The sequence below is a fragment of the Amycolatopsis sp. TRM77291 genome, assembly GCF_054166285.1.
Window position 1 is genome coordinate 2,788,268 of sequence record NZ_JBSZHF010000001.1, and the last position, 21,603, is coordinate 2,809,870.

Here is a 21,603-nt window from a genome sequence, read left to right on the forward strand (position 1 = left end):
GTTATTCCCGGCCGGGCTCAGATGGAACGTCCCAGCAGGTCGACGAGCTGGGCGATCCGCTGCTCGTCACGGCGATAGTGCGTCCACTTGCCCACCCGGGTCGACCGGACGAGCCCGGCGCGCTGCAGCAGCGCCATGTACGCCGACACCGTGGACTGCGCGAGCCCCAGCTTCGCCTGGAGATGACTCACGCAGACCCCGACCTCGTTCTGGTCGGCGATCGCGTTCTCCGGCGGGAAGTGCCGGTCCGGTTCGCGCAGCCACCCGAGCACCTGGAGGCGGATCGGGTTGGCGAGCGCCTTCAGCACCTCGACCAGCTGGTCGGTGGTCTCGGGGACTGGTTCGGCTTGTGCGGTCATGGTCCTTCGAGCTTAGGCGGTGCCGAGCCGTGCGGCCCTGCCGTCGGCCCCGCTCGCCCAGCACGCGCCGCGGGCGCAGTCGACCGAGTCGAACGATCCGGTGTCGAACGACTTCCAGTGCCGTCCGCCGTCCGGGCTCAGATCGCTTCCGCCGGGGCCGACGGCGATCACGGTGTTCCCCAGCCACGCCAGGCCGGAGCGGTAGCCGACCGGGGCCTCGGCCGGGGTCCGCCACGTGTGCCCCCGATCCGCGCTGAGCGCCACCGCGGGGCCAGGGGCGTTCGGCGCCGCGTAGTCGCCACCGATGGCCACCCCGTGCCGCGGATCCCGGAACGTCACCGAAAAGACACCGGCGGAGGCACCGCTGGGCAACGGGGTGTCGGCGGCCTCCCAGGTCGCCCCGCCGTCGCCGGAATGCAGGACCCGTGCGCGGGCCCCGCCACCGGTGGCGATCCAGGCGTCGCGCGGGCCCGATGTGGTGAGGCACTGGCCGCTGGCGGCGAACCCGAACTCGCCGTCGAGCGCGGGGACCATACCCTCGGGGGAAACGGGTTTCCACGTGCGGCCGCCGTCCGAAGTGGACTGCAACCGGAACTTGCCGTCCACCGGATCGCTCATCGCGAGACCGCGCCGATGGTCGAAGAACGCCACACAGTCGTAGAAGGCGGCAGAATCGCTGTTCTGGAAGGACAGTCGCCAGCTCCGGCCGCCGTCGTCGGTGCGGTAGATCCGGGACGCGTCCCCGGGTCCGATCGACAGCGCGACCGCGTGGTCGGCGTCGAAGGCCTCGATGTCGCGGAAGTCGAGCGCTTCGGTGCCCGCCGGGGCGACGGGCTCCCAGCTGCGGCCGCGGTCGGTGGTGCGCAGGATGGTGCCCCTGCTGCCGCTGACCCAGGCCGTCCGGGAATCAACCGCGGACAGGCCGCGCAGCCGGGCGTCCGTGCCCGTCGGAGTCTCCGTCCACCTGGGCTCGGGACATTCCGGTGCGGCGTGCGCGACGCCGGTGAACGCCAGTGGGACGACCGCACCCAGGAGGACCAGCAACGCACGGCGCATCGGCGCACCTCTCCCTCGAAGATCCGTGAAGGCCACCTTAAGGGACTCTGGTTCCCTCAAGGTGGCCTTCACGGACCAATCAGAGTGAGCTGATCAGCCGCTCTACTCGCTCGTCCACCGAGCGGAACGGGTCCTTGCACAGCACGGTCCGCTGCGCCTGGTCGTTGAGCTTGAGGTGCACCCAGTCCACGGTGAAGTCACGCCCGGCGGCCTGCGCGGCGGCGATGAAGTCACCGCGCAGTTTCGCCCGGGTGGTCTGCGGCGGGGTGTCCTTGGCCAGCTCGATCTCGCCGTCGTCGGTGACCCGCCGCACGAGTCCCTTCCGCTGCAGCAGGTCGAAGATGCCCCGCCCGCGCCGGATGTCGTGATAGGCCAGGTCGAGCTGCGCGATCCGCGGGCTCGACAGGTCGAGGTCGTGCTTGTTGCGGTAGCGCTCGACGAGGCGGTGCTTGATCGCCCAGTCGATCTCGGTGTCGATCTTGCTGAAGTCCTGCTGCTCGACCGCCTCCAGTGCCCGGCCCCACAGTTCGACGACGCGCTCGGACTGCGGCGACGAACCGGTCTCCTTGACGTGCTGGACGGCGCGGGCGTGGTACTCGCGCTGGATGTCCAGCGCGGACGCCTCGCGGCCGCCGGCGAGCCGCACCTGGCGGCGGCCGGTGAGGTCGTGGCTGATCTCGCGGATGGCCCTTATCGGGTTGTCCAGGGTGAAGTCGCGGAACTGGACGCCCGCTTCGATCATCTCCAGCACCAGGTGCGCCGATCCGACCTTGAGCATCGTGGTCGGCTCGGCCATGTTCGAGTCGCCGACGATCACGTGCAGGCGCCGGTAGCGTTCGGCGTCCGCGTGCGGCTCGTCGCGGGTGTTGATGATCGGCCGCGAACGCGTGGTGGCGCTGGAGACGCCTTCCCAGATGTGTTCCGCTCGCTGGGACAGGCAGTACACGGCGCCGCGTGGCGTCTGCAGCACCTTGCCGGCGCCGCAGATGAGCTGCCGGGTCACCAGGAACGGCAGCAGCACGTCGGCGATCCGGGAGAACTCACCCGCCCGGGTCACCAGGTAGTTCTCGTGGCAGCCGTAGGAGTTGCCCGCCGAGTCGGTGTTGTTCTTGAACAGGAAGATGTCGCCGCCGATGCCCTCGTCCGCCAGCCGCCGCTCGGCGTCGACCAGGAGGTCCTCGAGGATCCGCTCCCCCGCCTTGTCGTGCGTGACGAGCTGGACGAGGTCGTCGCATTCGGCCGTCGCGTACTCCGGGTGGGAACCCACGTCGAGGTAGAGCCGCGAGCCGTTCGACAGGAAGACGTTCGACGAACGCCCCCAGGACACGACACGCCGAAACAGGTAACGCGCCACTTCGTCCGGGGAGAGCCTGCGTTGCCCGTGAAAGGTGCACGTGACCCCGAACTCGGTCTCGATGCCAAAGATCCGCCGCTGCATCCCACCAGAGTAGGCGGTGAAGACGCGCTGAAGGTGCGCCGTTCGGGCGGCGACACGCGGTCGGTACGTTGCATTCGGTGAAAGGTGTGCGGGATGTCCCGATCGGGTATCACGCGCATGACGTCCTGGCCCGGAAGTGGGGAACCCGTGTTAAAGCAGCTCAAGCGCCCTTTCCGCAAGGTCGGACGGACCGATCGGCGGCTGATGGCACGGAGTGCGGCCCTGCCGAGGAGCAGGGCCGACGACGTGATCACCTCGCTCTCCAAAAGTGCGGACAAATCCAAGCTTTGGTGGTGTGTCGCGGTCCTGCTCGCGGCGAAGAAGGGGCCGACGCGCCGGGGAGCGCTCCGCGGCGTGGCCGCCATCGCCGGGGCCAGCGCGGCGGCGAACCTGGTCGGCAAGCCGCTGTTCCCCCGCCGCCGTCCCGCGGCCGAAGAGGTGCCGATGCACCGGCGGCTCGTCCGCCGGCCGACCTCGTCGTCGTTCCCGTCCGGGCACTCGGCGTCCGCGGCCGCCTTCGTCACGGCCGTCGCGATGGAATCGCCCAAGGCAGGCGCCGCCCTCGTGCCGCTGGCCGCCGCCGTGGCCTATTCCCGGGTGCACACCGGCGTCCACTGGCCCAGTGACGTCGGCGTGGGGATCGGGATCGGTGTCGGCGCCGGCTTGCTGACGCGGCACTGGTGGCCGCTGAACGACGATGTCCCCGGCCGCACCGCGCACACCGCCGAGGCACCCGAGATGCGCGACGGCGAGGACATGCTCGTCCTGGTCAACCCGCATTCGGGGATCGACGGCCAGGATCCGACCGAGGAAGCCCGGTTCGCCTGGCCAAAGGCCACCATCCTCTACCCGGACGCGAAGCGTGACCTGCGCGATCAGCTCTGCGACGAGATCGCCTCCCGCCACAACACCGTGCGCGCGCTCGGTGTCGCCGGCGGTGACGGGACCGTCGCCGCCGTGGCCGCCGTCGCGGCCGACCACGACCTGCCTCTCGCGCTCATCCCGGCGGGCACCCTCAACCACTTCGCCCGGGACGTCGGCATGCGCTCGATGCCCGACGCGGACGCCGCCACCGAAGCGGGCAACGCCGTCGGCGTCGACCTCGGCGAGGTCGAGATCAACCACGACGACGACCACCGCTACTTCGTCAACACGGCCAGCCTCGGCGGCTACCCGGAAATGGTCCGGGTCCGGGAAAGGCTGCAGAAACGGCACCCGAAGTGGCCGTCGGCGGCGATCGCGCTCGCCCGCACCCTCCGGCGCGCGAAGCCGCTGGAAGTGACCCTCAACGGCAAGCACACCAGCATTTGGCTGCTGTTCGTCGGCAACGGCACCTACTCGCCGAAGGGGTTCGCGCCTTCACGCCGCCCAGCGCTCGACACCGGCCTTCTCGACGTCCGCTACCTGCGCGCCGACGTGCCGTACTCGCGGGCGCGGTTCATCCTCGCCACGATCACGAACAGCCTCAACGCCAGCCACGTCTACCAGGAACTCGACGTGCCGGAGCTGCACGTCCGGCTGCTGAACGGCAACCGCCGCGTCGCCACCGACGGCGAGGTCGGTCCGCTCGGCAACGACTTCCGCTTCCGGTCGCGGCCCAGCGCGCTCACCATCTACCGGCTGTAGGCGCCATCCTGGCGGGGCGCGTCCACTGTGTACTTAGGGGTGAGGCAAAGGTTTCGCAACGTCAGGCGGGATGGGCGCCGCGAAAAGCCGGCCCGGCGGTAGTGAAGGCCTCCTTCCCTGCTCTGAGGGTAGGGAAGGAGGCCTTCACTACGCGTTGGTGAGCCTCGCGGCCTGGGCATATGCCGCGAAGAGCCGCGAGTTGACCGCCCACCGCATCCGGCACCTTTGCCTTGCCCCTCAATACAACGCGGCCCGCAAGTACGTGAAGGCCCCCTTCATTGCGTCTAGCGCAATGAAGGGGGCCTTCACGTACTTCGAAAGGCTCAGTCCTTCTTGGACTCACCGTCGGGCTTGTCGCCGTCGGCGTCATCCGTCTTCGGCTCCTCCGGCTCGGCGGGCAGCAGCGCGTCGAGCGCGGCACCGGCGACCCGGCGGAACTTGCGGCCGCGCCGGTCCCGCTCCAGGACGGCGACCTCGAGCTTCACCGGGTCCGAGTCGCCGTTCGCGGGAGTGGGGGTGTTGGCGCGCAACGCCTTCACCGCGACGCCGAGCGCCGCTTCCAGCTCCATGTCCGACTCGAAGCTCTCCTTGAGCTTCGTGGTGAGTGTGTCCGCCTGACCGCCCATCACGACGAACTTCGGCTCGTCGAAGATCGAACCGTCGTAGGTCAGCCGGTACAACTGGTCTTCGGCGGCGGTCGCGCCGACCTCGGCGACGCAGACCTCCACCTCGAACGGCTTCAGCTGCTCGGTGAAGATGCTGCCAAGGGTCGCGGCGTACGCGTTCGCCAGCGCACGCGCGCTGACGTCCCGCCGGTCGTACTGGTAGCCCTTCAGGTCCGCGTGCCGGATGCCGGCGACGCGGAGGTTCTCGAACTCGCTGTAGCGGCCCACGGCCGCGAAACCGATCCGGTCGTAGATCTCCGAAACCTTGTGCAACGTGGCCGAGGGGTTCTCGGCCACGAACAGCACGCCACCGCGGTACTTGAGCACGACCACGCTCCGGCCACGCGCGATGCCCTTGCGCGCGATCTCGGAACGCTCCCGCATCAGCTGCTCGGGAGAGGCGTACAACGGCATCGTCACTGTGGTGCTCCGCTCTTTCGGGCTCTCATCGGGAAGGGACGGGGAAGGACGGCTAGCGCCCGCGCTCGGCTCGTGCGGCCACGATGGCCTCGGCCACCGCGGTCGTCTGCTCGAGCGGCAACGCCACCGCTCCCTGCTCCGCGGTGACCGTCACGATCGTCGGGAAGATCCGGCGCACCAGATCCGGCCCGCCGGTCGCGGTGTCGTCGTCCGCCGCGTCGTACAGCGCCTCCACCGCCGTCCGGATCGCGGCTTCGGCGTCCGCGTCCGGGTCGTACAGCTTCTTCAGCGAGCCCTTCGCGAACAGCGAACCCGAGCCGATGGCGTGGTAGCCCGCGTTCTCCTCGTAACGGCCGCCCGTGGCGTCGTACGAGACGATCCGGCCCGCGTGCTTCGCGTCCTCGGCGTCGAGGTCGTACCCGACGAACAGCGGCAGCACGGCCAGCCCCGCCATCGCCATCTCGAGGTTGGACTTCACCAGTCCCGCGAGCTTGTTCGTCTTACCGTCGAGCGAGAGCGAAACACCCTCGATCTTCTCGTAATGCGCCAGTTCGACCGCGTACAGCCGCACCATCTCGATCGCCAGCCCTGCCGAGCCCGCGATGCCCACGGCCGAGTACTCGTCGGTGACGTGGACCTTCTCCATGTCGCGCGAAGCGATCAGGTTGCCCGACGTGGCCCGCCGGTCACCGGCGATCAGCACCCCGCCCGCGAACTTGACCGCGACGATCGTCGTCCCGTGCGGGGCGTCCAGCCCGCCCGCCCCGGCCGAGACCCGCCGCTCCGGGAGCAGCTCGGGCGCCTGCGCCCGGAGGAAGTCCGAGAACGACGAGGTCGCCGACGAGAAGTACGCGGCGGGCAGCGCCGACTTACCCGAGGTGTGTTCCATACGTGCTCAAAGTTCCAATCTGTGTGATCCGCCGGCTCCGCACAGGCGGCCCCGGCCCGGGGCCGCCGGAAGACGAGTTACTCGCCGCCCTTTTGCACGTAGGCGCGGACGAAGTCCTCGGCGTTCTCCTCGAGCACGTCGTCGATCTCGTCGAGGATCGTGTCGACGTCCTCGCCGAGCTTCTCGCGCCGTTCCTGACCCGCCGGACCGCCGTCCTCGAACTCTTCGTCCGAGTCGCCGCCGCCGTGCTTTTCGATCTTTTCCTGAGCCATCTCGCCTCCCGGTGTGGCCGATGTTTCCTAGCCTACCCAGCGGTCCCGACAATCCGCGGGATCCGTGATCGCTTAACCCCGATGAAAGGAAATCCCGCTAGTCCGAACCGGTGAGCGCCTCCACCAGCTCCTCGGCGGTCGCGGAGTCGTCCAGCAACTTCCCCACGTGGGCCTTCGTGCCCCGCAACGGCTCCAACGTCGGGATCCGCACCAGCGATTCCCGGCCGACGTCGAAGATGACCGAATCCCACGACGCCGCGGCGATGGAGTTGGCGTACTTCTCCAGCGCGCGGCCCCGGAAATAGGCCCTGGTGTCCGAAGGCGGGGTCGTGACCGCCTCCAGCACCTCCTCCTCGGTCACCAGTCGCTTCATCGAACCCCTGGTGACGAGCCTGTTGTACAGGCCCTTGTCCAGCCGGACATCCGAGTACTGCAGGTCGACCAGCCGCAATCGCGGCGCGCCCCAGGCCAGCTGGTCCCGCGCGCGGTAGCCCTCGAGCAACCGCAGCTTCGCCGGCCAGTCCAGCCTGTCCGCGCATTCCTGGGGGTCCCGCGCCAGGGCGTCCAGGATCTCGCCCCACACCCGCAGGACCTCCTTGGAGGCCTCGTCCGCGCCGGTGCGCTCCAGGTTCGCCGCCGCGATCTCGTGGTAGGCGAACTGGAGGTCCAGCCCGGTGTACTTGCGCCCGTTGGCCAGCGACACCTTCGCCTTCAGCGTCGGGTCGTGGCTGATCTGGTGGACGGCCCGCACCGGTTCGTCCAGTTTCAGGTCGTCGAACCGGATGCCCGCTTCGATCAGGTCCAGCACCAGCGCCGTCGTGCCGACCTTGAGGTACGTCGAGTACTCGGCCAGGTTCGCGTCGCCGATGATGACGTGCAGACGGCGGTACTTGTCCGCGTCGGCGTGCGGCTCGTCGCGGGTGTTGATGATCCCGCGTTTGAGCGTGGTCTCCAGGCCGACCTCGACCTCGATGTAGTCCGAGCGCTGCGAGAGCTGGAAACCCGCTTCTTCGCTCTGCTGCCCGACACCGACGCGGCCCGAACCCGTGATCACCTGACGGGACGCGAAGAACGGCGTCAGCCCCGCGATCACCGCGGTGAACGGGGTCGACCGCTGCATCAGGTAGTTCTCGTGTGTGCCGTAGCTCGCGCCCTTGCCGTCGACGTTGTTCTTGTACAGCTGCAACGGCGGCTGTCCCGGCACCGTGGCGGCCTTGCGCGCCGCCTCCTCCATGACCCGTTCGCCCGCCTTGTCCCAGATGACCGCGTCGCGCGCGTTCGTCACCTCGGGCGCCGAATACTCGGGGTGCGCGTGGTCGACGTACAGCCGCGCTCCGTTGGTCAGGATCACGTTCGCCGCGCCGAGGTCCTCGACGTCCGGGTCGTGTCCCGGACCGCTCGGGCCGGTCAGATCGAACCCGCGCGCGTCGCGCAGGGGCGATTCGACCTCGTAGTCCCACCGTGCCCGCCTTGCCCGCGGCACATCCGCCGCTGCCGCGTAGGCCAGCACGACCTGGGTCGAGGTGAGTACCGGGTTCGCCGTCGCGTCGCCCGGCACCGCGATGCCGTACTCGACTTCGGTTCCCATGATCCGCCGCATACCCACCACCCTACGGGGTCCGGGCCGTGCGACGATGCCCCCCATGTCAGGCAGTGACGAACTCGTTGCGCTCTATGACCTCGGCGGAACCGTGGTGGGAGCGGCCACTCGCTCCCGGGTCCGCGCCGAAGGACTCTGGCACGCGGCGGGCGTGGTGTTGGTCCGTTCGAGTGACGGAAGCTCCGTTTACGTGCACCTGCGCACGCCCACGAAGGACGTCTATCCCTCCACTTGGGACTGCTGGGCGGGCGGCATCGTCGCGGCTGGTGAGACACCGGAGGAATGCGCGCGCCGGGAACTCGCTGAAGAACTGGGTGTCCACGGAACGGAACTACGGCCGCTTTTCGTCCATGTCACCGACGACGACACGATCCGCTGCCACAACTTCGCGTTCGAAACACGGTGGGACGGCCCCTTCGTCCATCAGCCGTCCGAAGTCGTCGAAGGACGTTGGCTGACGCTGGCCGAATTGCGTTCGTGGCTCGACGATCCGGAGAGCCGGTTCATCCCGGACGGCCGTCTCGGCGCGCTGGAGTGGTTCCGGCGGGAGAACGCCCGCTAGGCCGAACGGAGGCGCTGCGCGACGATCGGCAGCAGCCGCTTCGCCGCCTCCGTCGCCCTCGCCTCGGTTCCGGCCGTGACACTGAGGGCTGAGACGAGCTTCCCCTTGGCGAGCAACACCGTGCAGGTCGTGCCGTCGCACCACGCGCGCTGGACCTCTATGCCGGTTTGCTTCGCGAGAGTGACCTTCTTGCCGTCACAGTCCGCCCGGAGGACGACGTCCGAAGCGGCGCGACCGGTGTACTCGGTGACCTGATGTTCCAGCGTCGATCCGCTGGGATACGACCACGCGATCGAGCGGCTCGTGTCCCGGGTGAGCCCGGTCAGACAGCCGGACACCTTGCCCTCGCCGGGGACGACCTCTTCCTCGGCGACGTCCTCGTCGCTCAGCAGCGCGGCGGAAACGGCCGCGGCGACAGGAGCCCGGGTCGACGACGGCGGCACCGGGTTGGCCTGCGGCTTGACCGAAGGCTGCGACGGCTCGACCGTGGGTGTCGGTGTCGGATCGTCGTAGTAGGTGTCGAGGTCGTTGGGACGGTCGGCGCACCCCGACAGACCGAACAGCGCGACCGTCGCCACCGCGAACACCTGCCGATGACGCACCCTCGAGCCCTCCCGGCTTCCGCCTGACGTTTGCCGCGAGACTAGTCCAGCCCCTCAATGCCAGCCGAGGCAGGATCGGTGCCGCCAGTAGGCGACCGGTTCCTCCGCGAGCGCGGCCAGCTCCGCGAGTTCGTCTTCGGCGAGTTTCACCTTCGCGGCAACGAGATTCTCCGCGAGCTGAGCGGTGCTCGACGGGCCGATGACCGCGATCGGACGCCAGTCCTGCGCCAGCACCGCCGCGATGGCCACCGCGTCCGGACCCGCGCCGTGCTCCCGCGCGATCCGCGCGAGCGGCGACGGCGGCTCGACCACCAGACGTCCGTTCGCGACGGTTTCCTTGACCAGCACCCGTTTTCCGGCGGCGTGCGCTTCGGCGAGCGCCGGGCCGGCGGACGGTTCGAGCAGGTTCCAGGTCGACTGCACGGCGCTGAAGACCGGCGTTCCGGCCACCTCCAGCTCGAACGCCCGGCGGACCGTGTCCGCCTGCGACGGTCCGGACGTCGAGAACCCCACCGGCACCCCGTCCGCGGCGAGTTCCGCCAGCGCGCCGATCAGGCGGTCGTCGGTGAACAGTGGACTGTCCACAGTGAGCGAGTGGACTTGGTAGAGCGAGATCGCCTTTCCCAGCAGACCGACGGATTCGGACCACTGTCCGGCAAACCGCGCCGCGGTGTGCTCCTTGACCTCGTGCACCTCCGCGTCGAGCTTCCACTCCCCCACGTAGCGGTAGCCCCATTTGCTCGACACGGTGACGTCCGGGTGGCCGCGGCCGGCGAGCCAGCCGGCGAGGAACTCCTCCGACGAACCATACGAACGGGCGACGTCGATCCAGCGGACGCCCGCGCGGTACGCGTCGTCCAGCACGTCGTAGGTCGCCGCGCGCATCGCCTCGAAGTCGCGTCCGGGCGGCAGCGCGCCGACCCGGCCGAGGTTGATGTACGCGGGCCTGCCGAGCGCCGCGAGCCCGACGGCGATCCGGTCGCCGACGGTGGTTTCCGAGTCTGTCACCGGGCTCCTTCGTTCTTGTGGCGGAGGATCGCGAGCCACTGACTCGAGTTCTGCGCCTGCCGATGGAGCTTCTCGAGGCGCGCCGCCGGAGCCCGAACGTAACCCTTGCCGAAGACGGGCGCGATCTGACGGAGGCTGGCGCCCTCCTCCCTGGCGGCGAGCAGTGCCCAGTCCGACGCGTCGGCGCAGGCCGCGGAAGCGCGGCGCAACTCCCCCAGGATCTCGATGAGCTCGGGGGCGCTCACCTCCCCCGCGCGTACGGCGGCGGCCGTCGTTTCCAGCCACGCCAGGACATCGGCTTCGGTGATCGGCGCGCGCGGGCGCCCGGAAGATTCGCTCACGGCCCCGAAGTATAGGCCGTTATACAGGTGATTCGGGTGACCGCCACGCGCGAGTCGTCGGACACATCGTCCGAAAACCGCTGGAACGCCGAAGAATTCCAGGTTTCACTGGGTCCTGACTTGAGGATTCAGGAGAAGGACAATTGGGACGTTTTGGTATCGCGATCCGGTTCGCGGCGCTCGCGGTCGTCTGGGGTGCGAGTTTTCTGTTCATCAAGGTCGGCCTCACCGGCCTCTCGCCGGCCCAGGTGGCGCTCTCCCGCATCTGCCTCGGCGCGCTGGCACTGATCGCGATCGCCGCGTGGCGCCGTAAGCCGCTCCCCCGCGATCCGGCGCTCTGGGGCCATCTCGCCGTCGTTTCCGTTCTGCTGTGCGTGATCCCGTTCCTGCTGTTCTCCTGGGCCGAGCAGTACATCTCCTCAGGGCTCGCCAGTATCTTCAACGCGACGACGCCGCTGATCACCATGCTCATCGCCGCCGCGGCCCTGCCGTCCGAGCGCTTCACCAAGGCCAGGACGACCGGCCTGGTCCTCGGCTTCCTCGGCGTGCTGACCATCGTCGGTGTCTGGCAAGGGATCGACGTCTCCCACGAACTGACCGCCCAGCTGGCTTGCCTGGGCGCGACGACCTGCTACGGCATCTCGTTCGTCTACGTGCGACGGTTCATTTCCTGGCGGAACCTCGACGCGCCGACCATCGCGCTCGGGCAGGTCTGCTGCGGTGCCGTCGTGATGCTGGTGCTCGCGCCGTTCATCGCGACGACGCCGGTGCGCCTCGACACGCCGATCGTCCTCAGCATGATCGCGCTCGGCGCCCTGGGCACCGGGCTCGCCTACGCGTGGAACGCCTCGATCATCGCGGCGTGGGGCGCGTCCAACGCGTCGGCCGTGACCTACCTCACACCGGTCGTGGGTGTACTGCTCGGCGTTCTCGTGCTCGACGAACCCCTGGCGTGGAACCAGCCCGTCGGCGCGTTGCTCGTCGTCCTGGGAATCCTGGCCGCGCACGGACGGCTGAGCCCGCGCAAGAAGGTCGAGGAACCTGTACCCGTGTGACACGAAGGGGCCCTTCACCGCATGTGTCGCGGTGAAGGGCCCCTTCGGTTCGCCCTACAGGTACTGACCGGTGTTCGTGGCGGTGTCTATCGCCCGCCCCGAATCCTGGTTCTTGCCGGTGACGAGCGTGCGGATGTAGACGATCCGCTCGCCCTTCTTGCCGGAGATCCGGGCCCAGTCGTCCGGGTTGGTGGTGTTGGGCAGGTCCTCGTTCTCCGCGAACTCGTCGACGATCGCGTCCAGCAGGTGCTGCACGCGCAGGCCGGGCTGCTTGGTCTCCAGCACCGACTTGATGGCCGACTTCTTCGCCCGGTCCACGATGTTCTGGATCATCGCGCCCGAGTTGAAGTCACGGAAGTACAGGACCTCCTTGTCACCGTTGGCGTAGGTGACCTCGAGGAACCGGTTCTCGTCCGTCTCCTCGTACATCCGCTCGACCGTGTGCTGGATCATCGCGTCGAAGGTCGCCCGCACGTCCCCGCCGAACTCGGCGAGGTCGTCCGCGTGGATCGGCAGGCCGTCGGACAGGTACTTGGAGAAGATGTCCTTCGCGCCTTCGGCGTCCGGACGCTCGATCTTGATCTTGACGTCGAGCCGGCCCGGCCGCAGGATCGCCGGGTCGATCATGTCCTCGCGGTTGGAGGCGCCGATGACGATGACGTTCTCCAGCCCTTCCACACCGTCGATCTCCGAAAGCAGCTGCGGGACGATCGTGGTCTCCACGTCGGAGGACACGCCCGAACCGCGGGTGCGGAAGATCGAGTCCATCTCGTCGAAGAACACGATCACCGGGGTGCCTTCGGAGGCCTTTTCCCTGGCTCGCTGGAAGATCAGGCGGATATGCCGCTCGGTCTCCCCGACGAACTTGTTCAGCAGTTCCGGACCCTTGATGTTCAGGAAGTAGGACTTCCCGTCCGCCGCGTCGCCGCGGGCTTCCGCGACCTTCTTGGCGAGCGAGTTGGCCACCGCCTTGGCGATGAGGGTCTTACCGCAGCCAGGAGGCCCGTAGAGCAGCACGCCCTTCGGCGGGCGCAGCTGGTACTCCTGGTAGAGATCAGCGTGCAGGAACGGAAGCTCGACGGCGTCGCGGATCTGCTCGATCTGCCGGGTGAGGCCACCGATGTCCTCGTACCGGACGTCGGGCACCTCCTCCAGCACGAGATCCTCGACCTCCGCCTTCGGCACGCGCTCGTAGGCGTAACCGGCTTTCGAGTCCACCAGCAGGGAATCGCCCGGCTTGAGGGGCTGTTCGGCCAGCGGATCGGAGAGCAGGACGACCCGCTCCTCGTCCGCGTGCCCGACCACGAGCGCACGGGGGCTGCCGCCCTCGACGTCCGGGGCCAGCACCTCGCGCAGCGCGCAGACCTCGCCGATCCGCTCGAAGTCCCCGCCTTCGACGACGGTGAGCGCCTCGTTGAGCCGCAACGCCTGTCCGCGCTGAAGCGACGAGACCTCGACCGCGGGTGAGACCGAAACCCGCATCTTGCGGCCCGCGGTGAACACGTCCACCGTGTTGTCCTCGTACGCGGTCACGAACACGCCGTAACCGCTCGGAGGCTGGGCCAGCCTGTCGACCTCCTCTCGCAACGCGAGCAACTGGCCACGCGCCTCGCGGAGCGTCTCGACCAGTTTCGTGTTGCGTTCCGTGAGTTGGCTCACGCGTTCCGACGCCTCGGCGAGTCGCTGCTCCAGCACTCGGTTCTGACGTGGCGAATCGGTGAGCTTCCGGCGCAGCAGGGCGACTTCCTCCTCGAGGAAGCGGATTTGACGTGCCTGCTCGTCGGACGTGGTTCCAGCTCCGGTCGTTTCTGAAGGGTCGGCCTCCTCGCGCCGACCTCCGGGAAGGTCATGATGCATCGGGCACCTCCTCGGAGTGCTTTTCATTCCACGGTACCGGCGATCACCGACAATAAAAGGCCTTTCCGCATCACAAGATCGGCGCGTCGCGTTCCGGAGGGCCCGCCAGCACGTACCTTCGCGCCGCGCAAGAGGCCATCCCGGTGCCGGGTCCGGCGCACTCATGGTCACAATCCGTCCACCTGCCCTGACCTGCGGCGGAATACCCGGCTCCGTCCGGGTGCAAACGGGCTTCCGGTATCAGTTCGGCCCTAATCGAGCGGCGATCCGGCTCGATGGCTAGCATCGGGCGACGTTCGCCGGGGAGGCGGACCCGCAGGTCATGTTGAGCATTTTCGCAGAACAGCTAGGGGGCACCAGCCATGACTTACCCGCCGCAGCAGCCCGGCGGCTACGGACAAGATCCGTACGGCCAGCAGGGCGGGTACCCGCAGAGCGGCCCCCAGCCGCAACAGGGATACCCCGGTGGCGGCCAGTACGGACAGGACCCGTACGGCCAGCAGCAAGGCGGCTACCCGCAGAGCGGTCCTCAGCCCCAGCAGGGATACCCCGGCGGCACGCAGCAGTTCGGCCAGCCGGATCCGTACGGGCAGCAGGGCGGCTTCAACGCTTACCCGCAGGAAGGCGGTTACGGCGGTGGGGAGCCACCCAAGAAAAAGAAGACCGGCCTGATCGTCGGCATCGCGATCGGCGCGGTCCTGCTGGTCGGTGGCGGTGTCACCGCGCTGGTCATCGCGCTGAACTCGGGCGACGACAGCCAGACCGCCGCGCCGCCCACCAGCAGCGCGGCCCCGTCGGAGGCCCCGTCCTCGTCGTCGCAGAAGCCGAGCTCGACCCGGACCAAGTCCAGCTCGCCGAGCACTTCGTCGACCAAGAGCTCCGGTCCGGCGCCCGGCGGCAAGGCCACCCCGCAGGAAGTCTTCGAAAGCGCCGCGACCTCCTACAGCGCGGGCGACAAGAAGACGTTCCTCGATCTGATCTGCCGCAGCGAGAACACCAAGGACGAGGGCAAGCCGCTCGACCCCATCAAGCTCGAGATCACCGAGCCCGCCAAGGAAAGCGGCGACCGGGCGACCGGCCGTTACCGCGCCACCCAGGGCACCAAGATGGCGGAAGGCACCATCACGGCGGCCAAGGAATCGAACCTGTGGTGCCTCAAGGACATCAAGGCCGACAAGAAGTGACCTGTCCGTGACGGTGAGCCACAAGCTGACCGCCGTGGCGGTGGTTTGTGGCGCGGTCGTGGCCGGGGTCGTGGTGGGGCTGCTGCTGGTGGCCCCCTCCGGCTCCGACCCGGCCGCGTCGAGCACCGGCGCGCCCTCGCCGGCGCCGGCTTCGTCCCGCCCCGTTCCGGTGGATCCGGACGTGGCGGCGGTCGAGGTGGTCGGCAAGGCGATCGCGGCGGCCATCGTCAACCACGACGCGACGGCGTACGGGAAACTCACCTGCGTCCAGCAGTCGTCGGCCGATCTGGCCGAGCTCGGCCGGAAATGGGCGGCGGCGGGCAAGGTGAGCGCGACCGTCCCGGATCCGCCGGTGGTCAGCGGCGATTCCGCCACCGTGACCGTCCACGTCGAAGGCGTCGGCGGTCAGAAGGACACCCCGTTCCCGCTCAGGAAACAGGGCGGGAAGTGGTGCGTGCCCTGACGTCCGGGGTTTCTCTCGGGTTCCCGCTGAGGGCTGGGCCTGGCCCGAGGGGTTGCGAAAGTCTGTCCGGCACCGCCCCGGCGATCATGTCTCGAAAGCCACTTTCGAGACGTCTGATGTCCCGAAGGTGGCTTTCGCGACACCACCTCCAGAACCCGCGGGCCAGGGCTGGCCGTTCTCGACCGCGGCCGGAAGCCGGCAGGAACGCGAGACAGGCTCGGCTCGAGCCCGAAACTCCACTCAAGACCGGCTCTACTGATCAGCCCTTGCCGGAGCGGCGGTGCACCCGCGGCGAAACGGTGCCGTCCGCGAGACGGCGCGCCGTCAGCAGGAACGCGGTGTGGGCGACCATCCGGTGGTCCGGCCGCACCGCGAGGCTCACGACGTGCCACGGCCGCATGAGGGTCTCCCACGATTCCGGCTCGGTCCAGCACTGCTGGTCCCGCAGGGCTTCCGTGATCCGGGAAAGCTGCGTGACCGTCGCCACATAGACCGTGAGCACGCCGCCCGGCACCAGGTGCGCGGCGACCGTCTCCAACTGGTCCCAGGGCGCCAGCATGTCGAGGACGACGCGGTCCACCTCGCCGGTGTGCGTCGACAGGTCCGCGACCGTCAGCGACCAGTTGTCCGGCTTGTGCCCGAAGAACTTCTCGACGTTCCGCTCGGCGTGTTCGGCGTGGTCGTCCCGGATCTCGTAGGACTGCACGGTCCCTTCCGAACCGACCGCCCGCAGCAGCGAACAAGTCAGCGCGCCGGAGCCGGCGCCCGCCTCGAGCACCCGCGCGCCCGGGAAGATGTCGCCCCACATCACGATCTGCGCGGCGTCCTTCGGGTAGATCACCTGCGCGCCACGCGGCATCGACAGCACGTAATCCGGCAACAGCGGGCGAAGCGCCAGATAGTGGCTGCCTCCCGCCGAAGTGACGACCGAACCCTCCTGCGCGCCGATCACGTCGTCGTGCGCCAGCGCGCCGCGATGGGTGTGATACTGCTGTCCCTCGGCGAGGACCATGGTGTAGTGCCGCCCCTTGGAGTCGGTCAGCTGAACCCGGTCACCAACACGAAACGGCCCTCGGACCGACACTGAACCTCCATACGCGCGAATGATCGACGTCCGATCCTCGCAGGTGGCCGTACCGCGCTACGCCGGGGGTCGGCTCCGGGTCATCGCGGCGCGCAGGTCCTCACGCCTGAGCACCCCCGCGGGCCTGCCCTCGTCGTCCACCACGAGGAACTGCCACGCGGCCGTTTCCCGGACCCGCTCGGCGATCTCCTCCCCCGACTCCGACGAGAGCAGCACGGTGTCGGCGCGGATCGGCTCGGCGGCCATCTCCGCGGGCGCGTGCGGCGACGTTCCGGCCAGCTGCGCGGCGGCCGTCTCGTCGAGCAGGCCCGCCGCGACGCCGTCGGCTCGCACCAGGACCACCCCGCGGCCGGCCGAAGCGGCCAGCGCGTCGGAGACGGGGCTTTCCGCCGGCAACTGGAGGACGGGACGGACGAGTTCGCTCAGCCGTACGCCTTCCGGCCACCCCCGGCGGGTTTCGGCGGCGAGTTCGCTTCGGGCGCCGAGGACCACGAACCACGCCGTCACGACGCAGACACCGAGCCGGAGCCAGCGGTCCTCGCTGCCCGCCGCCAAGCCCCACAGCGCCCAGACGACCAGTCCGGCGGCGACGATCCCGCCACCGACGACCGCCGCCCGCGTGCCCTTCTCGCGACGCCCGGTCGCCGCCCAGACTCCGGCGCGGACCAGGCGGCCGCCGTCGAGCGGAAGCCCGGGAAGGAGGTTGAAGATCCCGACGGCGAAGTTCGCGACGGCGCATTCGGCGATCAGCAGCCACGCCGCGCTTTCCGACGGGACGGCGAACATGAGCAGACCGCAGAAACCGCCGAGCAGCAGCGAAACGACCGGTCCCGCGGCGGCGACGAGCCCTTCCTGCCTCGGCTCGCGGGGTGTCCTGGCGACCTCGGAGAGGCCGCCGAGCAGGAACAGCCGCAGGCGCCGGACCGGGATGCCGAGCCGCAGCGCGACCAGGCAGTGCCCGAGTTCGTGCGCGAGCACCGAGAGTCCGAGTAAGACCGCGAACGCGGCCGCCAGGAGCCAGGAGGTCAGCGTCGTCGCGCCGGGCAGGATCCGGCCGACCAGTGGCGTGTACAGCACCACGATGATCAGGGAGCCGATCCACCACGAAGGGGCCAGCAGCACGGGGATCCCGGAGACCCGGAACAGCAGGAGCCCACCCTCCGGTGCCACGCCTCGTCGAGGCGGGCCCTGCTCACCCGTCACCGCCATGTGTCAGAGCGTAGATGCCCGGATGTGGGCTGCCCGTAACCCGCCCTTCCCGTCCGGGTGGTGTCGGTCATGCCGCTCCGGTGCGTCGCGGTCCCGAAACTGTCGGTGCCCGGCGATACGCTCACCCCATGCCCGACACCGACACGGTCACCGCCGATCCGCCGCCCGGCGCTGAAGTCCCGCGCCGTCGGCCGGCCCTGTCCCCGTCGCGTGCCAGCGACTTCAAGCAGTGCCCGCTGCTCTACCGCTTCCGCGCGGTCGACAGACTGCCCGAGATCCCGACGAAGGCCCAGCTGCGCGGCACGCTGGTGCATTCCGTGCTGGAGCGCCTGTTCTCCCTTCCCCAGGCCGATCGCACGCCGCCGCAGGCCAAGGAGCTGCTCGCGCCGGCGTGGGAGGACCTGTCCGCGGAACGTCCGGAATGGATCGAGCTGTTCGACCAGGACGACCCCGAAGCCGTCACCTCGTGGCTCTCGTCGGCCGAGCAGCTCGTCGACACCTACTTCGGCCTGGAAGATCCGCGCCGTCTGGAGCCGGAGGCGTGCGAGCTGCACGTCGAGATCGAGCTCGGCTCCGGAGTGCTGCTCCGGGGCTACGTCGACAGGCTGGACGTCGCGCCGACCGGAGAGATCCGGGTCGTCGACTACAAGACCGGCGCCGCGCCCCGCGAGATCGGCGAGGCCAAGGCGATGTTCCAGATGAAGTTCTACGCCGTGGTCCTGTGGCGGCTTCGCGGCGTCGTGCCGCGCCAGCTGAAACTGATGTACCTCACCGACGGGCAGTCCCTGGCCTACACGCCGGACGAGGGCGAGCTGATCCGCTTCGAGCGCACGCTGGAGGCGATCTGGCAGGCGATCCTCAAGGCGGGCAAGACCGGCGATTTCCGCCCCAATCCGAGCAAACTCTGCGCGTGGTGCGATCACCAGGCGCTCTGCCCGCAGTACGGCGGTACTCCCCCGCCGTATCCGGGCTGGCCGGAGCCCGATCCCGGCGAAGAGTCCGTATTGGACCGTGCGGACTAGGCCGTGCCCGGTGAGTCCGTTCGATGGGCTTCGTGATCCAGGTGGTTCTTGGCGGCGCGGGCGGTTCTCTCTCGTACCGGTCGTACTCGGGTGAACCGCCCGTGCCGTCAGGGGCCGCGTGGGCGCGGAGACCACGAACCGGACTCACCGGGCACGGCCTAGAGTGCCCTTGTGACAGAAGCCTTCTACGTGCCGTCAGGTGACGGCGTCTTCCTCCCGACCCCGCACACCGCCGGCCCTTGGACCCCGGACGCGCAGCATTTCGGGCCGCCGTCGGCGTTGCTGGTGCGCGCGCTCGAAGAGGTCGAGGCGCCCCACGCGAGTCAGCTGGCGCGGGTGACGGTCGAGATCCTCGGGCCCGCGCCGCTGAAGGAGCTTTCGGTGCGGGCTTGGGTGGAGCGGCCGGGCCGGTCGGTCGAGTGGCTGGTGGCCGAGCTCGCCCACGGTGAGCGGGTCGTCGCCCGTGCGTCGGCCTGGCGTATCGCGACCTCGGACACCACGGCGGTGGCCACCGCGGAAGGTCCGGCGCTGCCTTCGCCCGAGGGGCTGCCGACGTCCTCCTGGCCGGAGGGCTGGCACGGCGGGTACCTCGACGCCGTCGAGTGGCGGCGCGTCAAGGGCGCGCTGGACGCGGCGGGGCCGGCGACCGTCTGGGGCCGTCAGCGCGTCGCCCTCGTCGACGGGGAGAAGCCGAGCCCGCTGCAGCGGCTGTTCGTCCTCGCGGACTCCGGCAACGGGATCTCGAACTTCCTGGACCCGCGGGAGTGGTGGTTCATCAACTCGGAGCTGACGGTGCACCTCCGCCGCCCGCCGCTGGGCGACTGGATCGGCGTCGACGCGGCCACCCTGGTCGGCCCGAACGGCATCGGCACGGCGACCACCACGCTGCACGACGCCTCGGGCCCGATCGCCTCCGGAGCGCAGGCCCTCCTGGTGCGACCGCGACAGGCGGGCTGATAGACGCGCTTTCTCGGCGGGTTTCCAATAGCCTTCCCGGAACAACAGACACAGGGAGCGCTTCGGCATGCAGATCACCTCGGTGGTCAACCAGAAAGGCGGGGTCGGCAAGACCTCACTCAGCGTGGGCGCGGCGGCCGCACTGGCCGAACGCGGCCGCCGGGTGCTGCTGATCGACCTCGACCCACAGGGCCACGCGACCACCGAACTCCTCGGGCTGGACGAGGTGGCACACGACATGCCCAGCCTCGCGAAAGCCCTGACCAAGGTGTGGAAGGGGCCGATCGAGGAACTCGCCGTGCGGCATCCGCGCAGCAACCTCGGCCGGGGCGGCGCGTTCGACGTCATCCCGACCTCACCGGGCATGTTCGACCTGATCCGGCGGCTGGACCAGTTCCGGGTACCGGGCTGGCAGCTGGCCAGGGTCATCCAGTTCGCGAACTACGACCACATCATCATCGACTGCCCGCCCGCGCTCGACGTCCTGACCAACAACGCGCTCGCCGCTTCGCACGGGATCCTCGTACCCGTGCAGCCGGACCGGACGAGCATCCGTGCCCTGCGCCTGCTCTCGGACCAGGTGCGTTACGTCGAACAGACCGTCGGCCGTCCGCCGATCGCCTACTACGGTCTCGTACCCGGTCTGTACCGCCGCCCGATCTCGCATTACGCGGCGGCGGCGTTGCAGGAGTTGTACGCGTTCGGGATCCCGATGCTGTCGCACGTCCCGCTCGGCGTCGTGATGAACGAGGCCGCCGCGCACGGCGTCCCGGTGACGACCTACGCGCCGGAAACCTTGCAGGCGCTGTCGTTCCGGGAGATCGCGGCGACACTGGACGGCTATCTGCAGAACTATCCGGCCGCGGCGATAGTGCCCGCGGACGAGGAGTTCGTCTTCGAGGACTTCATCACCGAGGTGTCGGTGACCCGCAGCGCGAAGGACAACGGGGCTCGCAAGAAGCTCTACGACCTCATGCCCAAGAAACCCAACCGTCCCCGCTGACACCTTGAGCTCGTGAGTGGTAAGGACGGTTAGAACCGTCCTTACCACTCACGACGTCTCACAGGCGGCAGGCCCGGATGTCCGATGCCAGGACGGCCTTGGCGCCGGTCTCGGCGAGTTCGTCCATGATCCGGTTGACCTCCTTGCGCGGCACCATCGCCCGCACGGCCACCCAGTCGTCGTGGGCCAGCGGCGCGACGGTCGGCGACTCGAGCCCCGGCGTGATCGCGATGGCCGCGTCGAGCAGCGAACGCGGGCAGTCGTAGTCCAGCATCATGTAGTGCTGGGCGAAGACGACGCCCTGCAGCCGTGCCTTCAGCTGGTCCTTCGGCCGGGTGTGCTCGGTTCCCGCCCGCTGCAGCAACACCGCCTCCGACACGCAAATCGGATCCCCGAAGGCCACGAGGTTGTGCTGGCGCAGCGAACGTCCGGACTCGACGACGTCCGCGATGGCGTCGGCGACGCCGAGCTGGATCGAGATCTCGACGGCGCCGTCGAGGCGGATGACCTCCGCCTCCACTCCGTGCTGCTTCAGGTTCTCGCGCACGAGGCGCGGGTACGACGTCGCGAGCCGCTTGCCCTGCAGGTCTTCGGCCTTCCACTCCCGGCCCGCGGGTGCGGCGTACCGGAAGGTGGAACCGCCGAAGCCGAGGCCGAGGATCTCCTCGACCGGGGCGCCGGAGTCGAGCGCGAGGTCGCGGCCGGTGATGCCGAGATCCAGCTCGCCGGAGCCGACGTAGATCGCGATGTCCTTGGGACGCAAGAAGAAGAACTCGACCTCGTTGACGGTGTCCAGCACGGTCAGGTCGCGGGCCTCATGTCGCCTGCGGTAGCCGGCCTCTCCGAGCATCTCCGACGCGGCGGCGGCGAGGGCTCCCTTGTTCGGCACGGCGACACGCAGCATTGCTTCTCCTTGGTTCTCCGGACGCGA

22 protein-coding genes are annotated in these 21,603 nt (G+C 69.3%); 8 read left to right on the plus strand and 14 right to left on the minus strand.

Going from position 1 to position 21,603, the window contains the following annotated elements:
* Positions 1-17: 17 nt before the first annotated feature.
* From ACXIZN_RS13200 to pafA, 3 genes are all read right to left on the minus strand, one after another.
* Positions 18-359 carry an ArsR/SmtB family transcription factor gene (locus ACXIZN_RS13200; protein WP_457954656.1) on the minus strand — a complete coding sequence of 114 codons (342 nt, stop codon included), beginning with the start codon at positions 357-359 and terminating at the stop codon, positions 18-20.
* A gap of 12 nt (positions 360-371) precedes the next feature.
* Positions 372-1,415 carry a WD40/YVTN/BNR-like repeat-containing protein gene (locus tag ACXIZN_RS13205; RefSeq protein ID WP_457954657.1) on the minus strand — a complete coding sequence of 348 codons (1,044 nt, stop codon included), beginning with the start codon at positions 1,413-1,415 and terminating at the stop codon, positions 372-374.
* A gap of 79 nt (positions 1,416-1,494) precedes the next feature.
* Entirely contained in the window at positions 1,495-2,853 is a 1,359-nt protein-coding gene (gene pafA / locus ACXIZN_RS13210; protein WP_037319655.1) for a Pup--protein ligase, read from the minus strand.
* Between the two features lie 147 nt (positions 2,854-3,000).
* Here pafA and ACXIZN_RS13215 point away from each other — a divergent pair, with 147 nt between their 5' ends.
* The gene (locus ACXIZN_RS13215; RefSeq protein ID WP_457954658.1) at positions 3,001-4,479 is read left to right on the plus strand and encodes a phosphatase PAP2 family protein; all 1,479 of its coding nucleotides are present in this window, start codon (positions 3,001-3,003) and stop codon (positions 4,477-4,479) included.
* A 323-nt stretch (positions 4,480-4,802) separates the two neighbouring features.
* Here ACXIZN_RS13215 and prcA read toward each other — a convergent pair whose 3' ends face one another.
* The 4 genes from prcA to dop all read right to left on the minus strand — a co-directional run bounded on the left by prcA (position 4,803) and on the right by dop (position 8,325).
* On the minus strand, positions 4,803-5,564 hold the full coding sequence (gene prcA / locus ACXIZN_RS13220; protein WP_457954660.1) for a proteasome subunit alpha: 762 nt from the start codon (positions 5,562-5,564) through the stop codon (positions 4,803-4,805).
* Positions 5,565-5,616: 52 nt separating this feature from the next.
* Positions 5,617-6,453: a proteasome subunit beta gene (gene prcB, locus ACXIZN_RS13225; protein ID WP_457954661.1), complete on the minus strand. Its 837-nt coding sequence runs from the start codon at positions 6,451-6,453 to the stop codon at positions 5,617-5,619.
* Between the two features lie 77 nt (positions 6,454-6,530).
* Positions 6,531-6,725, minus strand: a complete 195-nt coding sequence (locus tag ACXIZN_RS13230) for a ubiquitin-like protein Pup (protein ID WP_037319666.1) — start codon at positions 6,723-6,725, stop codon at positions 6,531-6,533.
* Between the two features lie 97 nt (positions 6,726-6,822).
* Positions 6,823-8,325, minus strand: a complete 1,503-nt coding sequence (dop, locus tag ACXIZN_RS13235; RefSeq protein WP_457954662.1) for a depupylase/deamidase Dop — start codon at positions 8,323-8,325, stop codon at positions 6,823-6,825.
* A gap of 43 nt (positions 8,326-8,368) precedes the next feature.
* Between dop and ACXIZN_RS13240 the strand changes: the two genes are divergently transcribed.
* Entirely contained in the window at positions 8,369-8,887 is a 519-nt protein-coding gene (locus ACXIZN_RS13240) for an NUDIX hydrolase (RefSeq protein ID WP_457954663.1), read from the plus strand.
* Here the strand turns inward: ACXIZN_RS13240 and ACXIZN_RS13245 are convergent.
* The 3 genes from ACXIZN_RS13245 to ACXIZN_RS13255 are packed head-to-tail and all read right to left on the minus strand — an operon-like array spanning position 8,884 to position 10,838.
* On the minus strand, positions 8,884-9,489 hold the full coding sequence (locus ACXIZN_RS13245) for a hypothetical protein (protein WP_457954665.1): 606 nt from the start codon (positions 9,487-9,489) through the stop codon (positions 8,884-8,886). The genes ACXIZN_RS13240 and ACXIZN_RS13245 overlap by 4 nt on opposite strands.
* 54 nt (positions 9,490-9,543) lie before the next feature.
* Positions 9,544-10,497, minus strand: a complete 954-nt coding sequence (locus ACXIZN_RS13250; RefSeq protein ID WP_457954667.1) for an aldo/keto reductase — start codon at positions 10,495-10,497, stop codon at positions 9,544-9,546.
* Positions 10,494-10,838 carry a hypothetical protein gene (locus tag ACXIZN_RS13255; protein WP_125678154.1) on the minus strand — a complete coding sequence of 115 codons (345 nt, stop codon included), beginning with the start codon at positions 10,836-10,838 and terminating at the stop codon, positions 10,494-10,496. Before ACXIZN_RS13255 ends, ACXIZN_RS13250 begins: the two co-directional genes overlap by 4 nt.
* Positions 10,839-10,981: 143 nt before the next feature.
* On the opposite strand from ACXIZN_RS13255, the gene ACXIZN_RS13260 reads away from it, so the two are divergent.
* Entirely contained in the window at positions 10,982-11,893 is a 912-nt protein-coding gene (locus ACXIZN_RS13260; RefSeq protein WP_457954669.1) for a DMT family transporter, read from the plus strand.
* 54 nt (positions 11,894-11,947) lie between these two features.
* Here ACXIZN_RS13260 and arc read toward each other — a convergent pair whose 3' ends face one another.
* Positions 11,948-13,750 carry a proteasome ATPase gene (gene arc / locus ACXIZN_RS13265; RefSeq protein WP_126732003.1) on the minus strand — a complete coding sequence of 601 codons (1,803 nt, stop codon included), beginning with the start codon at positions 13,748-13,750 and terminating at the stop codon, positions 11,948-11,950.
* Between the two features lie 362 nt (positions 13,751-14,112).
* Here arc and ACXIZN_RS13270 point away from each other — a divergent pair, with 362 nt between their 5' ends.
* Positions 14,113-14,934, plus strand: coding sequence for a hypothetical protein (locus ACXIZN_RS13270; RefSeq protein ID WP_457954671.1), 822 nt, complete (start codon positions 14,113-14,115; stop codon positions 14,932-14,934).
* Between the two features lie 7 nt (positions 14,935-14,941).
* On the plus strand, positions 14,942-15,397 hold the full coding sequence (locus ACXIZN_RS13275) for a hypothetical protein (RefSeq protein ID WP_457954672.1): 456 nt from the start codon (positions 14,942-14,944) through the stop codon (positions 15,395-15,397).
* Between the two features lie 259 nt (positions 15,398-15,656).
* Here ACXIZN_RS13275 and ACXIZN_RS13280 read toward each other — a convergent pair whose 3' ends face one another.
* Complete coding sequence (locus ACXIZN_RS13280) at positions 15,657-16,481, minus strand: tRNA (adenine-N1)-methyltransferase (protein WP_007035384.1); 825 nt, start codon at positions 16,479-16,481, stop codon at positions 15,657-15,659.
* 57 nt (positions 16,482-16,538) lie between these two features.
* Complete coding sequence (locus ACXIZN_RS13285; protein WP_457954674.1) at positions 16,539-17,690, minus strand: site-2 protease family protein; 1,152 nt, start codon at positions 17,688-17,690, stop codon at positions 16,539-16,541.
* Positions 17,691-17,818: 128 nt separating this feature from the next.
* Here ACXIZN_RS13285 and ACXIZN_RS13290 point away from each other — a divergent pair, with 128 nt between their 5' ends.
* The 3 genes from ACXIZN_RS13290 to ACXIZN_RS13300 all read left to right on the plus strand — a co-directional run bounded on the left by ACXIZN_RS13290 (position 17,819) and on the right by ACXIZN_RS13300 (position 20,672).
* Entirely contained in the window at positions 17,819-18,712 is an 894-nt protein-coding gene (locus ACXIZN_RS13290) for a RecB family exonuclease (protein ID WP_005150226.1), read from the plus strand.
* 171 nt (positions 18,713-18,883) lie between these two features.
* Positions 18,884-19,669 carry a thioesterase family protein gene (locus ACXIZN_RS13295; protein WP_457954676.1) on the plus strand — a complete coding sequence of 262 codons (786 nt, stop codon included), beginning with the start codon at positions 18,884-18,886 and terminating at the stop codon, positions 19,667-19,669.
* Between the two features lie 67 nt (positions 19,670-19,736).
* Positions 19,737-20,672 carry a ParA family protein gene (locus ACXIZN_RS13300; protein ID WP_457954678.1) on the plus strand — a complete coding sequence of 312 codons (936 nt, stop codon included), beginning with the start codon at positions 19,737-19,739 and terminating at the stop codon, positions 20,670-20,672.
* 58 nt (positions 20,673-20,730) lie between these two features.
* Here the strand turns inward: ACXIZN_RS13300 and hisG are convergent, their stop codons facing one another.
* Positions 20,731-21,576 carry an ATP phosphoribosyltransferase gene (hisG, locus tag ACXIZN_RS13305; protein ID WP_126732010.1) on the minus strand — a complete coding sequence of 282 codons (846 nt, stop codon included), beginning with the start codon at positions 21,574-21,576 and terminating at the stop codon, positions 20,731-20,733.
* Positions 21,577-21,603: the final 27 nt, after the last annotated feature.